Here is a 15,110-nt window from a genome sequence, read left to right on the forward strand (position 1 = left end):
ACGAGCCTGATCCGCGGCCTTGCGCCGGTCCTGACCGGCTATGGCATCGCCACCGAGGAGGAGGTCGACGTCGACGCCTTCACCGGCAGAGGCCGTCATGGTTGGGGGGAACCGGACCTGGCCGTTTGGCAAAGAAGCCCTAGCGCACGGTTAGAGAGAGCTCATCAATGTGCCGGAGAGAAGCGTGGTGTCCAGACTGTCGACACTCAATCGCAGCGCGGGTCGGGACTCTGTTGGACGCTGGGTGCTCTCTTGAACTGTGCCGGCTAGACGAGATTGGCGCCGCGCGGGGATTACCAGTGCGATGATCAGGAAGATGTTCAGAAGAAGACCCAGTGTGAACGCGACGGCGCTTGCCATGTCTCATTGCCTTTCCCGGAGCGCTGATTGATGCAGCGGGCGATGAAAAGAGATTCCAGGACGGTGCTTGGTGAAAGCTTGGCGGAAACTTGCGTCCCCTCGGCTTACCGTGCACTGCCGCCACATTCGCGCCATCCAGAGGTGAACCGTTGTCAGCAGTAATCTCCTTTCCCCGCTACGTCCGGATCGGGGCCGGCGCGATCCGCGAGCTAGCCGACGTGCTCGAAGGCCTGAAGCTGGGCCGTCCGCTGCTGGTCACCGACGCGTATTTGACCGCGACCGGCGCGGCAGAGCGGGTCCTCAACCTGCTGAGCCAGGCGGGAATGTCGGTTGCACTTTTCGATCGCACGGTCCCGGACCCCACCACTGCGTCGTTGGAGGACGGGCTGGAAGCGGTTCGTGCGCACGGTGCCGACTGCGTCATCGGCTTCGGCGGCGGTAGCCCGATGGATTCCGCGAAAGCGTTGGCTGTGCTGGCGCACCAAGGCGGCCCGATGCGAAAGTTCAAGGCGCCGAGCAACTATGCCGGGCCGGCGCTGCCTGTCGTCGCGATTCCGACCACGGCCGGAAGCGGCTCGGAAGCAACACAATTCACGGTGATCAGCGACAGCGAGACGAACGAGAAGATGCTGTGCCCCGGTTTGTCGTTCCTACCCGTCGCCGCGATCGTGGACTTTGAACTCACCATGTCGATGCCGCCGCGGCTGACCGCCGACACCGGTGTCGATGCGCTCACTCACGCTGTGGAGGCGTACGTGAGCCGCAAGGCCAATCCCATCAGCGACACCTTTGCTCTGTCGGCCATACGGCTGATTGCCGGCAACATCAAGCGGGCGTACCGGGACGGTTCGGATCCGGGGGCGCGCGAGGCCATGATGGTCGCTGCCACGCAAGCGGGCATGGCATTTTCCAATTCGAGCGTCGCGTTGGTGCACGGCATGAGTCGCCCGATTGGGGCGCATTTCCATGTGGCCCACGGGTTGTCCAACGCGATGCTCTTTCCCGCGGTGACGGAATTTTCCGTTGATGGTGCCGAGGGGCGGTACGCCGACTGCGCACGTGCATACGGCACCGTCGACATTCAGGCCAGCGACTCGGTCGCCGCCCGGGCTCTCGTGGAAGCACTTGCTCAATTGTGTTCTGAACTCGAGGTTCCTACACCGCGGTCTTATGGCATCGACAGGCAGGCTTGGGACTCGTTAACTCCCCTGATGGCTCAACAAGCGCTGGCGTCCGGTTCGCCGGCGAACAACCCGGTGGTCCCGACCGCCGAGCAGATTGAGGCGATCTACGCACGGGTGTACGGGTGAGGGTCAGCACCGTCGCACGCTGCCCTTTGCAGTAATGCAAAATTTTGGTAGTTATGTCGCGCGTAATGACAACCCGTCGTACGCTCCGAGTCGCAGTGCCCAGAACAGAGGAACCATGACTCGTATTTGCGCGGCGAATTGTGCGAATTTGACAGATAGCCGGAGCTATCTCGCTGCACGCTGCCAGTCAACGCACTATCCATTACAGGAGGAAGCATGAAGCGAAAGGTTGTCCCAGTGGGCACCGTCATCGGGGCAGCAGCAGTATTGACTGTTGCTGGTTGTGGAGGCAACACATCAACGCCAGCAGCCACGGTGACGATTACACAAACCCAACCAGCGTCTAGTGCTCCCTCTTGGCCGAACAGTACCCCGCCCCCAGGCCCAGGCGCCGAACCGTCAAACACTCACGCCGTGCCAGCAACGACCGCTGTGGCCATCACCATCCCAGATGTGATCGGCCAAAACGCAAAAATTGCCCAGAACAAGCTCAAGGCCTTGGGATTCACCGATGTTGAGCTTGCTTCTGCGACACCGAAATACCAAAATGTCTTTGTGCCAGCGAACTGGACGGTTGTCGGTGTTGAACCGCCTCCCGGCACCTCCGTCAGCGCTGCCGACACAGTCGTGTTGAAAGTGACCAAGCCATAAATTGCGGTCGCCGCAGATTGCGGCCGATATCTAGCGCGAGATATGAGGATACTCGGTGATCGGAGTGGTTAGGTAACCAGGCCGAAACCGGAGGTCCTCACCTATCTTTGCTAGCCACGCCGTTCACAGCCTCTCGGAGAGTCACATCGAGCGCGCGCTTGCGAAATCCGCCCTGGCCGAGCGGAGTCAAGCAGTAATCGGTTGCAGTGCAGGATCTTTCAAGGATTGTGATCGCTGGCTGCGCGGTTGAGATTGCCATAGACCGCCAAGTAACTGCCGAGCCTGGCGATCCGCTGTGAATGAACTGCGCATTTCCGCAGAGTCCACGCACATTACTTGAAAGTAAGAAACTCGCGAGTAACTTGAGGCGAATCGGGGGGGTGACCGCTAGTCATCACGCAATCAAATCAAGGGGATGCACGTGTCGTATGTGATCGCAACACCCGAACTGATAGAGGCCGCCGCTCAGGAACTGGCGAGTATCCGTGCCTCGGTGGCCGAAGCCACCACGGCCGTCTCGCCATCCACAACAGGGATCGCTGCGGCCGCACAAGACGAAGTTTCGGCGGCGGTCGCTTCGCTTTTCGGCAATTTCGGCAATGAATTTCAGGCGTTGAGCGCCCAGGCCCAGGCGTTTCACCAGCAGTTCGTCGCGTTCATCAATGCCGGGGCGAACGCTTACACGAGCGCCGAGTCCGCCAATGCCGCTGCCAGTGGGTTGACAGCGGGCCTTTCGGCGGCGGCCGGAGAGCCAACCGGCTTGATCGCCGGGTTGGAAAGCTTTGCCAGCGCCGTCGCGGCGCCCTACCAGGCGCTGGGCGCCAACACGCTCGCCAATCTGCAGGCCATCGGGAACACGGCGAACAGCAACCCGTTCCCGCTGCTGCGCGCGATCATCAACAATCAGAACGGGTATGCGCAAACCATCGGCGCATCGATTCAAACCGGCATTCAGAACCTTCCGTCCGAGTTGGCAAATGCGCCGGCGACAATCGAAACAGGCCTGCAGCAACTGGCGTCCTTCAACCCGGTGCCCTACGTGCAAGGCTTCATCAACAACCAGATCGCCGCCACTCAAACCATCGCCAACGGGCTGACGAGCGCCGCTCGCGACATCGGCACCGGCGCGCAGCTGCTACCCGCCGGCTTCCAGGCCGCCTTCCAGGATCTGCTGGCGGGCAACAACGTGGCCGCTTACGGCGACATCAACACAGCGCTGGTCAACGCTTTCTTTCCCGGCTTCGACAGCACGACGTCGATTACGCCGGACGAGTCGGTAGCGACGATCACCATCACCCCGCAGGGTCCGCTGGGAGATTTAGCGCCGATCTTCAACCTCCCGGCTCAGATGGCGCAGAACTTCACCAATCTGCTGCCCGCCGGCTCGATCCCGGCGCAGATGGCGCAGAACGCGACGAATTTGGTTTCCGCCCTTACTAATTTCGGTACTACGCTCACCATCAGCAGTGAGGCGCACCTCAACTTCGGAGTGCCACTGCAGTTGGCCCTGGACGTGTTCGGCGCGCCGGTGAATGCGCTGAGCTCGCTCAATTCCAGCGGGGCGGCCCTCGCCAGCGCCCTGCAGGCCGGAAACCTCTCGGCGGCCGCGGTCTCCGTGCTAACCGCACCGGCCAACGTTGCCAACGGGTTCCTCAACGGCACCACCGTCATATCGTTGCCTCCTGCGGTGGTCAGCCTGTTCGGTGTTGGTCTTCCGTCGATAACCAACATTCCGCTGGGCGGCCTGCTCGCTCCGTTGAGTTTGCCCGAGATATTCGTAGACCTCGACGGCACCCTCCTGCCGCTACAACTCTCCGGCGACACCCCCGTAGGTGGACTCATCCCAGGGTTGCTGAGCTTCGGACCCCAGTTGGCACAGGTAATTACACCGATCGGGTAGTCGCCTCGTCATCCCGGCGCGACCGGGATCTACCCGTCGTCGTTGGAAGGTTCGGTGAGTTCGGGAGCCTTCTCGCGCGTTGCCATCCCGCCCTCGCGGCCATGATCGACTGGTCCGGGACGGCCGCCCTTCGGCTCGTTTCTGCTGTCACCGCGGTCATCTGATGCCTTGGCCATCGTCGTCCTTCTTGTGTCGGGGGCCACTGCGATCCTGGGTTCCCGTGCGGCTCCCTGTTTAAGCGTCGAACGTCGCGGCCCCAGGGGCAGCGCTTCATGCCGTGCACCAATGCTGAGTATTGTGTAGTATACCCAGTATGGCGAACAAGCTTTCCGACCGACTGGCGGATCACCCCACCGTCCAAAAGGTGCGCTCACGCGCGACGCGTAAGCCCGGGCCGCTCGACGCGGGTTGGCTTCGCGAATTGTGCTTGTCGGCCGGCGTTGATGACGTCGCGTTCGCCAGCGTCGACAATCCCGACCTCGCCTCGGAGGTCGAACATGTCCGGGCCGCACTACCGGGCGCGCGGAGTTACATCTCCCTGGTGGTGAGGATGAACCGGGACAATGTCCGCTCGACGGCGCGCAGTGTGGCCAATCAGGAATTCCATCGCAGCGGAGAGGTGCTCAATGAGGCGGCCCACCGCATCGTGCGTCAGCTGCAGGACGCCGGTTATCGCGCGCTGAACCCCTCGGCTACCTTTCCGATGGAGATGGACCGATTCCCCGGCCGCATCTGGGTGGTCGCGCACAAGCCGGTTGCGGTGGCCGCGGGCCTTGGTGTGATGGGCATCCACCGCAACGTAATCCACCCGAAGTTCGGCAACTTCATCCTGCTCGGCACGATCCTGGTGGACGCGCCCATCAGTAGCTACGGCGAGCCATTGGACTACAGCCCCTGCCTGGAATGCAAGCTGTGTGTCGCGGCGTGCCCCGTCGGCGCCATCGGGAAGAACGGCGAGTTCGACTTCCTTGCGTGCTCCGTACACAACTACCGGGAATTCATGGGCGGATTCACCGACTGGGTGCAGACCATCGCGGACAGCGACGACGCGGCCGATTTCCGTTCGCGGGTCACCGATTCCGAGAACGCCTCGATGTGGCAGAGCTTGGCGTTCAAACCCAACTACAAGGCCGCCTATTGCCTGGCGGTGTGCCCGGCTGGTGAGGACGTCATCGAACCCTACCTCGACGACCGCAAGGGTTTCATGGACTTGGTGCTGAAGCCGTTGCAGGAGAAGAAGGAAACGTTGTATGTGTTGCCGAATTCGCCGGCCAAAGCGCACGCCGAGCGCCGGTATCCGCATAAGCGAGTGAAGGTCGTCGAGAGCGGAATCCGCGGGGTGTAGATCGCAGCTGCTAGAGGTGACCGGGCCTGCCGCGGCGTCGCTGCGGTGTTGTCTGGACACGTACTCTTTGGAAGGCCGCAATACCGAGGAACAAGCCGAAAAGCGCACTCGGAGCGCCCAATATCAGGCCGTCATAACGGAACAGATCGACTCGGGAATCAGCCTCGCTCAGCACCTGCTCGGGATTGTCGGGGTTGTAGGCGATCGTCACCTTCATTCCGACGGGCATGTCGAGCGGGTGGTTCTTGAACCCGGCGAGGTAGGGGCCGCGGCCCTCGTATTGGTGACCCTGCAGTTCGTAGTGATAGACGCGCCAGCTGGGACTTGTTCTGCCACTGCGCTTCCCGTCGTATTCGACGATTGTGGCGGTGGCTTTCGGCCAGTGGTGGTAACGCCAGGTGCTGATTAGCGCATGGAACGGGCTGTACATCGCCAGCAGGTAGCAGCCAACCGCCAGCAGCACCGCGCCCAGCAGCAGGGAGACGACCCGCCCCGCCTGAATCTGGCGGCCTCGCTGGGGCGCAAAACAAGTTGACCATCGTTGTGGTCGTCCGGGTCGGGGGCGGTCACCCTCGGTCCTTGGGGCAATTCCGGGACCGCGGCCGTGCGCCTGCCACGGTCGGCACGTGATCTCCACAGCAGAATGAGGAGGAAGACTGGAAATACGGAGACTATCCCAATAGCGGCCACGGGGAGCAGCGAATTAGTCTCCACCATGTCCTTTCGCTTCACCCGTTGTTCGGTGAAAAAGTTGCTGGTCGCAGCCGTCGTGTGTGATTCTGCCCTTTGCTTGCGCCCATCGGAACCCCATGTTTGGTGGCTCGATCCGGCCGGCGCGCGGCAGTCCGCCGGGCGAATTGGGCAAATCCACGTAAACGATTTCGCCGCGCGCGCAGCAATGGCAGGACGATAAACGCGCGGAAACGTACTAGTGCTAGGTCGGACTCAACGCCACTTGATGCCGCACCCGATTGACGGGCGCTGGTTTGGGTTGACCGGCTCTCCGGCAAGCACGGCGTCGACCGCCGCACGTACGTCAGCGCAGGTTACCGGTAAGCCGTTCTTGGGTCGGGAGTCGTCGAGTTGGCCGCGGTAGACGAGTCGTCGCTCGCCGTCGAACACGAAGGTGTCGGGCGTGCAGGCCGCCGAAAACGCGCGGGCCACGTCCTGCGTCTCGTCGTAGAGGTAAGGGAACGTCCAGCCTTGGCGGCGAGCTTCGGCGACCATCTGGTCGGGCCCGTCCTGCGGATAGGTGACGACGTCATTGCTGGAAATGCCCACCATCGGGACGCCTTTTTCCTTCAGGTCTCGGCCAAGGGCGGCGAGGCCGGCCGCGACATGCTGCACGTAGGGGCAGTGATTGCAGATGAAGGTCACGACGAGTGCCGGGCCGGACAGGTCGTCGAGGCTCACGGGGGCACCGGTGGCCGGCTCGGGCAGCGAGAATGACGGGGCGGGCGTGCCGAGGGCGAGCATTGTGGATTCGATGGCCATGTCGGACAGCGTACGTCGGTCCGGTAACTATGAACCGCTCGCCTTTCGGAGGTCGGCGAGCGAATTCCGCACCCCGCCATCCAAGCGGATTTGTACAGCCGCCACGCCGATCATCACTGCAGCCGTGGCCAAGTGCACCACAGCATCAGCAACGTTGTTGGGAAAGGTGAACACGAACGCGACCTGATCGGAGAAAAAGGCCCAAATGCCGGGTGCGGCACCGGCTATCCCCGCCAGGATGAGATAGAGCACGGACCACGACTTGCGGACCGCGAATACCAGACCCGGTCCGAACAACGCCAGCCCTGCGACGGCGTGCCAGCCGTTGTAGTCCATTCCGAGGAGGCGGACGGTTGGCGCGTCGGGTCCCGTCGCGAAGCTCGGTTCGAGTATGAAGCCGATTACCGCCTGGATGACGTGAAACGCGCAGATGATCAGTAGCCCGAGTTGGGCGAAACTCCACTTCATTCGCACCTCCGAAGGATAGGGAGGGGGATAAAGCCGAATACTACGCGCCGTAGTAGATCCGGCGCAAATGAGTTCGGTCGAGTGCAAAGTTCGTCGCGGACACCGACAACTCATGCGGGCAGCCAGACAAGGGGCCGAAGATGTGATCACCGCCGTGGCAAGCAGGGTCTTCGGCCACGACGACAAGCTTCCTACGAAGAGCCTTTCTTTTCGAGCCACTGGCTGAGAGCCTCTTCGAGCGCGGCCCCGGCGCTGACCCCCGCATCGTTAGCGGCTTGCTCGAATCTCTCGACCAAATCGGTTGGTACTGAAGCGTTTAACTTAGAACGCTCGGGCTTTGGCTTCGGCGTGGGGGTAACCGGCGTGTGCCGCGCGGCGGTCGAGTCCATGGTTTCCCGTAGCGCGGGAATCTCGTCGAGCAAGCGGGCCAGGTCGTTGCGCTCGATGCGCAGGAATTCGGCCGGTCCGATCGTCGTCACCGTGGCCGAACGCAATTGCCCTCGGCGCAAAGCAGATTCGCCGATTACCTCGCCCGGGCCCACCACCGCTATGCGGGCGTCCCCGACATACACCCCGGCCTCACCGCTGAGCAGGATGAAACACGCGTCGGACGGGGTCTGCTCGCGAATCAGCGGCCATGGCACCGACTGCGAAGAGTGATGCGCCGCCGACACGAGACGTTTCAGATCGCCATCCGAGAACTTCTCAAATGCGGGGAAATTGCGTAACCGGCGGACGTCTTCCTCCCGTCGCCGACGGATGGCTTCCTCTTGTTCCTTCGTATCGGCGCTCATAGCGGCTCCTGAGGTGCGATGGGGTGTGCCATCGTGGAGCCTACGAGCTTTTGCGGTAAAGGGGTAGGAAGTAGGGCCATCCTGCTGCTCCGCGGGCGACTGTCGCCGTGCGATGCGGTGTGTTAACTGAACTCCTGCGGGTACGATCCGGACATGCCGCTGGACGCCGGTGACAGATTCGCTGGCTATACCATCGTGCGATCGCTCGGAGCGGGGGGAATGGGGGAGGTTTACCTCGCTCGGCATCCTCGGCTACCTCGCAGCGATGCGTTGAAGCTGTTGGGAAGCCAAGTGTCCGCTGACGTCAGCTTTCGCGAACGGTTTCTTCGGGAAGCCAACCTCGCATCGACGTTGTGGCATCCGAACATCGTCGGAGTGCACGATCGCGGCGAATACCAGGAGCGGCTGTGGATCTCGATGGACTTCGTCGACGGTGCAGACGCGGGCAAGTTGATGGCGGAGCGCTATCCCGTCGGTATGCCGTTGGAGTTGGTAATCGCCATCGTTAACGATGTTGGCTCAGCCCTGGATTACGCATACAAGCAAGGGCTCCTCCATCGTGATGTCAAACCCGCCAACATCTTGATCACTAGCGTCGATGATGCAGACGAGCGACGGATCATGTTGACAGACTTCGGTATTGCTCGAGCTGTTGACGACATGGGCGGACTGACTGCGACTAACATGACCATCGGTACCGTGGCGTACACCGCGCCGGAGCAGTTGAAGGGTGATGACATCGATGGTCGCGCCGACCAGTACTCGCTGGCAGCCACGGCCTACCATCTGCTGACTGGTTCTCCACCGTTCAGAGAGTCCAGTCCCGCAGTGGTGATAGGGCGCCACCTCACGATGGATCCGCCCCCGCTGGCCAACAAACGGCCCGAATTGGCTCCCCTCGATCCCGTCCTGGCGACAGCGTTGGCCAAAGATCCGAATGAGAGATTCACGAGCTGCAGCGAGTTCGCCCGTAATCTAGCTGCACACGCATTGACCATCGACGATGCGGCGACACGGCTTGAGCCGACGATGGAAGCGCGTAGACCTCTGAAGAGGGCGGCGTCTGAGCCAACCCGAAGCGCGCCGGCCCCGCCGCCGAAGCCGCACCAGTCGCCGCCACCGCTTTTGCCGGGCTGGTACCCCGACCCCAGCGGTGGGCCCAGGATGCTCTACTGGGATGGGCGGGAGTGGCGCGCGAGGCCGCCTATCTCGGCGACGGGCCGTCCGGCAACCCTGATCTGGACCGTCTGCATCTGCGCGGTGGTAGTCATCACCACAGCGATCATCGGAGCGGTAGTTGTAATCCAGAGCTCAGACGACGGCGGCCCTACGCCTACTGCGGCACCATCGTCGTTGACCGTCGGGGCAATGCCGTCTGAGGTGTCGTTGCCCTCGTACACCACAACGTCGACACCGCGAACAACGACCTACACCACGATGTCACCGCCAATACCCACGCCGTCGCCGCGAACCGGTTTTCCCGCAGTCATTGTCGGTACCTGCGACGAGGGCGGCACCTGCGGTGTCCAGCAGCGCGTCGCTCCGTACATCAACGCACCGCCCCTAGTTCCCAACGCCCTGCAGGACGGCATGACCGTGATCGTGGTCTGTCAGACGCTTGGTGATCTACGCACCAATGCGGGACACACACCGAGCAAGGTTTGGTTCCGCCTGTCCAACGGCGCCTACGTGGGCGCGGTCTACACAAATCTGACGACCCCCGTGCCGGAATGTTCGTCGCAGTGAAGCGGACGACCAGGACCGTGTTTGTAGTCCTACTTGCTATAGCGACCACAGCCCTCTTGATCACTGTGATGCGTTGCACCTCAAAGAGATCCAATCACCCTGCTGCTTCGCCGCCGATTCCGGTCAATCCTGCGCCGACGGCTGCGACAACGGCCCCGACGGGAACCGCGGAACCGGCGCCCCCGTCGGCCGCGAGCGTCGACGGCTGGAGGGCCGTGGGCACTTCGGTTCAGGGACGACCCATTCGGCTGCTGACCCTCGGGCACGGGCCCCGCAAGGTGTTGGTCATCGGAGGTATTCACGGCGACGAGACCGAAGGCGCTTACTCGATCAGGGAGTTGCCTGCGGCCTTCGCCGAGGCGCGCCTCGACGACGCCGTCACTCTCGCCATCCTCGAGGACGCAAACCCCGATGGCCGAGCCGCGGGCACCCGCGAGAACGCGAACCGGATCGACATCAACCGGAATTTTCCCGCGTCCAACTTCGACGCCGCCGATCCGTCGAGTGGTCATGAGCCGCTTAGCCAACCGGAGTCACGCATCGTGCGTGACCTGATCGAGAGCCTGAACCCGGCGCTGATAATCGCCTTGCACTCCTGGACAGGTCGCCAATTCGTCAACTTCGACGGACCCGCCCGCGCGCTCGCGGAGCGTTTCGCCGCGTCCAGTGGACTGCCCGTGGAGGAGTCGACCGCATTTGCCCCGACGCCGGGATCTCTTGGGTCCTACGCGGGACGAGACCGCGGAACGGCGGTCCTGACGATCGAGGTACTAAAGGGGACGGACCCCAAGACAGTCTGGGAGCGAATCCGAGTTGCCCTGCTGGGGGTCATCGCTGGGTGATCGGTGGCAAACGTCGCCTACGCAATGAGACCTGCGTCGAAGGACGCGAGCGAGAGTTCCTTCTCCGCGTATCTCTCGACGAGCAGCGGAATGTACTCGCGTACCGGGCGGCCGTCGAACCGTTCATGGGCGTGCCGCACAACTGCTCTAACTGTGTCCGGGGGGATGGCCGAATACTTGCGGGTCAACCGATCGGCCACCTCGGCGATGATCGTCTGTTCTTTCAACTCGATCACGGCGAAAGAGTCGCACGTGTTCATGCCCGAGTCAACTCGTGTTTACTGCGTTCCGGCACGTGAATGACACCGTTGCGCAACGGTTCTCCCACGGCGCCAAGTGTTTTCGAAACGAGACCGTCGAACCTTGGGAATGGCTGTCAATTGGGTGGGGTTGGGCTCATAGAACTGATGTAGTACGTCTCGTGCCCGGTCGGGTAGCCGCCGCCATTGGTGGCGATGTGAACGTGGTCATAGTGGTTGAGGGTTTCGTTGCCGAGGTCGGCCGTCCAGCTACCCGAGCCGATACCTGGGTAGATCTTCTGCCTCCAGATCACATGGAGGATGCCCCACCGCTTTGCATTCGCCAACGCGAATCCAGCGATCTGGTTGCCGAGCTCGATGCCCTCGGGACTGCTGTGGTTCGGAATCATCACGTCGATCGCCAGGCCATTGGGGTGCCACTGCAAAGCGTCTTGCCGGTACCCGCCAATGGTGGTGATCTGTGGAAACAGCAGGCTGATAACACGCTCTGCCCAGATCGTCTTGACCTGCAACCCCTCCTCGGACCCACGGCCGGCCGGCAGCGCGAATTGGAAGTCCTGGGCCGCAAGCGGTGCGGAGGCCGCCGCCGCGGCCAGTGCCTGCGCCTCACCGGGACTGGCGGTGTGCGGTGCCGCGCCCGCCGCGGCCGCGGCCGCGCTGGCCGGTGCGGTTCCCACCACGGGTGCGGCTTCATTCTGGGCGTGGGTGCGATGCTCGTGCGATTGGGCGTAGACCATGCCGCCGGCGACGGTGAGCGAGGCCGCAAACGCCAGCCAGCGGCGTACGCCATTGGCTAACCGGATTTTGCCCACGATGAGCACCTTAGTGGCGTATGGGACTTAAGGGACACCGTTTGTTACCCCTTTGTTGCCTGGACCTGCTAAATGAGGCTAGCGGTTGGCCTCTTTGAGACTCGGAGCATGGTCCGAGCCGGCGCACGCGTGCGGGCTCTTCAAGTTCTGCTGAAGCCGCTTGGCCACCATCCGGCGGCCGCCAAACCACGATCTCCGCAGGTAGCTGACTCTGGCAGCGATGGCGCCGCAGCCGTGGCTCGCCCGCTACCTGGCCTTGAGCAGTCGAAACGAAGCGCGATGGCTTGCCGCGGGCAAATAGCCCTGACCAGCGGCGTAGTGCGACTCGCCAGCCTGGCCGTCTGGGCCAGGGTGGGCGGACAGGGTGGCTGCCATTGTGCTTGGTGACGCACTCGCCGACGGTGTCCCGCTCGATCTCGACCGCTTCGACCATTTACTTACGCAGCGGACAATTTTGTTTGAAAACAACGACTTTGGGCAGGCGATAGGGTGAATAGATCCTTTTCGAGAGGTAACGAGATGCCCGTACCGTCAGCTGAGGCCTTCGAGCGCTTGCGTAACTTGGCCGCAATCGAGGACGTCGCCGCGCGCGAGACCATCACGATCAACGAGGTCTTTACGGGCAAGCCGATGACCACGATCCCGGTCGGTACGGCCGCCGATGTCGAGGCGGCTTTTGCCAAAGCCCGTGCGGCGCAAACTGAATGGGCCAACCGGCCGGTTGCGGATCGCGTTGAGGTGATCAAGCGTTACCGCGATCTGGTGATCGAGAACCGCGAGTTCCTCATGGATCTGCTGCAGGCCGAGGCGGGCAAGGCGCGTTGGGCGGCGCAAGAAGAAATCGTGGACCTGATGGCGAACGCCAACTACTACGCTCGCGTCTCCGCAGACCTGTTGAAGCCGCGTGATGTTCAATCCCTGCTGCCGGCGATCGGCAAGACCACGGTTTGCTATCAACCCAAGGGCGTGGTCGGAGTTATCTCGCCATGGAACTACCCGATGACGCTGACGGCGTCGGACTCGGTGCCCGCGCTGATCGCCGGAAACGCGGTGGTGCTCAAGCCGGACAGCCAGACGCCGTACTGCGCGCTCGCATGTGCCGAACTGTTATACCGCGCCGGCCTGCCGCGAGCGCTGTACGCGATCGTGCCGGGCCCGGGCTCGGTGGTCGGGACCGCGATCACCGAGAACTGCGACTTTCTCATGTTCACCGGTTCGACGGCCACCGGAAGTCGGCTGGCCGAACACGCGGGCCGTCGTCTCATCGGCTTCTCGGCCGAACTTGGCGGCAAGAACGCCATGATCGTGGCCCGTGGCGCCAACCTGGACAAGGTCGCCAAGGCCGCCACCCGGGCCTGCTTCTCCAATGCCGGCCAATTGTGCATTTCCATTGAGCGGATCTACGTCGAGAAGGACATCGCCGACGACTTCACCCGCAAGTTCGGCGAAGCGGTGCGGAACATGAAGCTCGGCACCACATACGACTTCTCCGTGGACATGGGCAGCTTGATCTCAGAAGGTCAGCTGAAGACGGTGTCGCAGCACGTGGACGACGCGACGACCAAGGGCGCCAAAATCATTGCGGGCGGCAAGGCGCGTCCCGACATCGGGCCGCTGTTCTACGAGCCGACCGTGTTGACCGATGTCACCCCCGAAATGGAGTGCGCGGCCAACGAAACCTTCGGACCGCTCGTGTCCATCTATCCCGTCGCCGACGTCGATGAAGCGGTGGAGAAGGCGAACGACACCGAGTACGGGCTCAACGCCAGCGTGTGGGCGGCCAACACCGAACAGGGCCGCAAGATCGCCGCCCGATTGCGTTCCGGAACCGTCAACGTCGACGAGGGGTACGCGTTCGCCTGGGGCAGCCTCAGCGCACCGATGGGCGGGATGGGCGCGTCCGGTGTGGGACGCAGGCACGGTCCGGAGGGGCTGCTGAAGTACACCGAATCGCAGACGATAGCGGCCGCTCGGGTGTTCAATCTCGATCCGCCACTTGGTATCCCGTCGACGCTGTGGCAGAAGTCGCTGTTGCCCATCGTGCGTACCGTGATGAAACTACCCGGCCGGAACTAACGACTAGGGCTTGCCGGTGCGCTCGCGGTGCTTGCACCCGGGCCAACAGCAGGGCCGTCGCTTGCCTTCTTCCAACTCCTCCTGGGTCCGGCGAATCCGGCGCTCCCGGGTCTTGGGTTGCTTGGCGTCTTCCACCCAGCAGATGAACTCGTTGCGTGCTAGCGGCGTGATGTCCCGCCACGCTGCAAGTGCTGTGGAGTTGGTGACGAGCGCCGTGCGCAGGTCTGCGGGAAGCTTGTGCACCACCCCACCCGGAACTTTCTCGTTGGGCACGGAACAAGGGTAGATCGGGCCGAAAGGCTCGCGTGCGGCCGGTCCGATGGCCAAATGGTGCCCGTTCGGATTAAGAACCTTGACGGCGCCAATTACCGGCACCGCATTGTCCGGCCTCGAATGGCGTTCCATGGACGCAAGAATTTCGCAAGGACTTCGCGAAGACATCGCAAGGGCCGCGACTCAACCTGGGGGAGTCGGCCAACGCTGGCCGATGGCCAGACGACCCTCACGGCTGCCCCGATGTTGGGACCGGTAGCAGGGCGGGAGGTCTGAAATCACAAACAGATACAGCGCACCCGAAACCAAAGGAGGAGCGCGAGTGAGTTCGACGCTGACCCGTGGGCTAACTCCGCCTCTCCGGCAATATCGGCCCTCACCATTAACACGCGATTTGAAGATTACTGGTGTTAAGTTTGTCTGGCCGGTCCGTAATCTGCTAAACGGTTCCGCGCACGCTGGTCTGGCCCTTGACCTATCTGTAGTAGGCGGTGAGAACGAGTGTGTACCAATCCGTTCGATGACCAGGCCTCTTTCCTCGTTTTGGTTAACGACGACGAGCAGCACAGTCTTTGGCCGGTATTCGCCGAGGTTCCGGCCGGTTGGCGGGTGGTCTTCGGCGCAGCGGCACGCGCCGCGTGCCTGGACTTCATCGACGACAATTGGACCGACATCCGTCCGAGACGACTGCGCGAGCGACTGTCGCAGGCCGCGGGTCACTGAATTGCCGGCCGTCGGGGGGTGGCGTTCGAATGAAACCTTATGAGCGGCTGCGGCGG

At 62.7% G+C, this 15,110-nt stretch carries 17 protein-coding genes; 9 read left to right on the forward strand and 8 right to left on the reverse strand.

From position 1 onward, the window contains the following. The first annotated feature begins 509 nt into the window (after positions 1 to 509). From BST27_RS11925 to BST27_RS11935, 3 genes are all read left to right on the forward strand, one after another. On the forward strand, positions 510 to 1,670 hold the full coding sequence (locus BST27_RS11925) for an iron-containing alcohol dehydrogenase (protein WP_069418243.1): 1,161 nt from the start codon (positions 510 to 512) through the stop codon (positions 1,668 to 1,670). Positions 1,671 to 2,102: 432 nt separating this feature from the next. Continuing rightward, positions 2,103 to 2,321: a PASTA domain-containing protein gene (locus BST27_RS32390; RefSeq protein ID WP_069418244.1), complete on the forward strand. Its 219-nt coding sequence runs from the start codon at positions 2,103 to 2,105 to the stop codon at positions 2,319 to 2,321. A 421-nt stretch (positions 2,322 to 2,742) separates the two neighbouring features. Beyond that, on the forward strand, positions 2,743 to 4,221 hold the full coding sequence (locus tag BST27_RS11935) for a PE family protein (protein WP_170062302.1): 1,479 nt from the start codon (positions 2,743 to 2,745) through the stop codon (positions 4,219 to 4,221). 29 nt (positions 4,222 to 4,250) lie between these two features. Here BST27_RS11935 and BST27_RS32395 read toward each other — a convergent pair whose 3' ends face one another. Continuing rightward, a complete protein-coding gene (locus BST27_RS32395) occupies positions 4,251 to 4,397 on the reverse strand; it encodes a hypothetical protein (protein WP_170062303.1) in 147 nt (48 codons plus the stop codon). Between the two features lie 137 nt (positions 4,398 to 4,534). Here BST27_RS32395 and BST27_RS11940 point away from each other — a divergent pair, with 137 nt between their 5' ends. Further along, on the forward strand, positions 4,535 to 5,566 hold the full coding sequence (locus BST27_RS11940; RefSeq protein WP_069418246.1) for an epoxyqueuosine reductase: 1,032 nt from the start codon (positions 4,535 to 4,537) through the stop codon (positions 5,564 to 5,566). A 10-nt stretch (positions 5,567 to 5,576) separates the two neighbouring features. Here BST27_RS11940 and BST27_RS11945 read toward each other — a convergent pair whose 3' ends face one another. From BST27_RS11945 to BST27_RS11960, 4 genes are all read right to left on the reverse strand, one after another. Next, positions 5,577 to 6,029, reverse strand: a complete 453-nt coding sequence (locus BST27_RS11945) for a DUF3592 domain-containing protein (RefSeq protein WP_069418247.1) — start codon at positions 6,027 to 6,029, stop codon at positions 5,577 to 5,579. Positions 6,030 to 6,511: 482 nt separating this feature from the next. Then, positions 6,512 to 7,060, reverse strand: a complete 549-nt coding sequence (locus tag BST27_RS11950; protein ID WP_069418248.1) for a thioredoxin family protein — start codon at positions 7,058 to 7,060, stop codon at positions 6,512 to 6,514. Between the two features lie 27 nt (positions 7,061 to 7,087). Next, positions 7,088 to 7,528, reverse strand: coding sequence for a DUF4383 domain-containing protein (locus tag BST27_RS11955; RefSeq protein ID WP_069418249.1), 441 nt, complete (start codon positions 7,526 to 7,528; stop codon positions 7,088 to 7,090). A 191-nt stretch (positions 7,529 to 7,719) separates the two neighbouring features. Continuing rightward, positions 7,720 to 8,322, reverse strand: coding sequence for a cyclic nucleotide-binding domain-containing protein (locus BST27_RS11960; RefSeq protein ID WP_069418250.1), 603 nt, complete (start codon positions 8,320 to 8,322; stop codon positions 7,720 to 7,722). Positions 8,323 to 8,475: 153 nt separating this feature from the next. On the opposite strand from BST27_RS11960, the gene BST27_RS11965 reads away from it, so the two are divergent. Together BST27_RS11965 and BST27_RS11975 are read left to right on the forward strand one after the other, a co-directional pair. After that, positions 8,476 to 10,068 carry a protein kinase domain-containing protein gene (locus BST27_RS11965; protein ID WP_069418251.1) on the forward strand — a complete coding sequence of 531 codons (1,593 nt, stop codon included), beginning with the start codon at positions 8,476 to 8,478 and terminating at the stop codon, positions 10,066 to 10,068. A 215-nt stretch (positions 10,069 to 10,283) separates the two neighbouring features. Continuing rightward, complete coding sequence (locus tag BST27_RS11975; protein ID WP_069418252.1) at positions 10,284 to 10,910, forward strand: M14 family zinc carboxypeptidase; 627 nt, start codon at positions 10,284 to 10,286, stop codon at positions 10,908 to 10,910. Between the two features lie 17 nt (positions 10,911 to 10,927). Here the strand turns inward: BST27_RS11975 and BST27_RS11980 are convergent, their stop codons facing one another. Together BST27_RS11980 and BST27_RS11985 are read right to left on the reverse strand one after the other, a co-directional pair. Continuing rightward, positions 10,928 to 11,146, reverse strand: a complete 219-nt coding sequence (locus BST27_RS11980; protein ID WP_139805117.1) for a three-helix bundle dimerization domain-containing protein — start codon at positions 11,144 to 11,146, stop codon at positions 10,928 to 10,930. 140 nt (positions 11,147 to 11,286) lie between these two features. Continuing rightward, positions 11,287 to 11,991, reverse strand: a complete 705-nt coding sequence (locus BST27_RS11985) for a VldE C-terminal domain-containing protein (RefSeq protein WP_139805118.1) — start codon at positions 11,989 to 11,991, stop codon at positions 11,287 to 11,289. Positions 11,992 to 12,346: 355 nt separating this feature from the next. On the opposite strand from BST27_RS11985, the gene BST27_RS34490 reads away from it, so the two are divergent. Next, positions 12,347 to 12,475, forward strand: a complete 129-nt coding sequence (locus BST27_RS34490) for a hypothetical protein (protein ID WP_264000808.1) — start codon at positions 12,347 to 12,349, stop codon at positions 12,473 to 12,475. Between the two features lie 26 nt (positions 12,476 to 12,501). After that, entirely contained in the window at positions 12,502 to 14,058 is a 1,557-nt protein-coding gene (locus tag BST27_RS11990) for a succinic semialdehyde dehydrogenase (RefSeq protein ID WP_069418254.1), read from the forward strand. Positions 14,059 to 14,061: 3 nt separating this feature from the next. Here BST27_RS11990 and BST27_RS11995 read toward each other — a convergent pair whose 3' ends face one another. Then, the gene (locus tag BST27_RS11995; protein ID WP_069418317.1) at positions 14,062 to 14,331 is read right to left on the reverse strand and encodes a YdeI/OmpD-associated family protein; all 270 of its coding nucleotides are present in this window, start codon (positions 14,329 to 14,331) and stop codon (positions 14,062 to 14,064) included. 501 nt (positions 14,332 to 14,832) lie between these two features. Between BST27_RS11995 and BST27_RS12000 the strand changes: the two genes are divergently transcribed. Beyond that, entirely contained in the window at positions 14,833 to 15,054 is a 222-nt protein-coding gene (locus BST27_RS12000) for an MbtH family protein (protein WP_069418255.1), read from the forward strand. Positions 15,055 to 15,110 lie beyond the last annotated feature (56 nt).

The sequence above is a fragment of the Mycobacterium intermedium genome, assembly GCF_002086275.1.
GTDB classification, from domain to species: Bacteria; Actinomycetota; Actinomycetes; order Mycobacteriales; family Mycobacteriaceae; genus Mycobacterium; species Mycobacterium intermedium.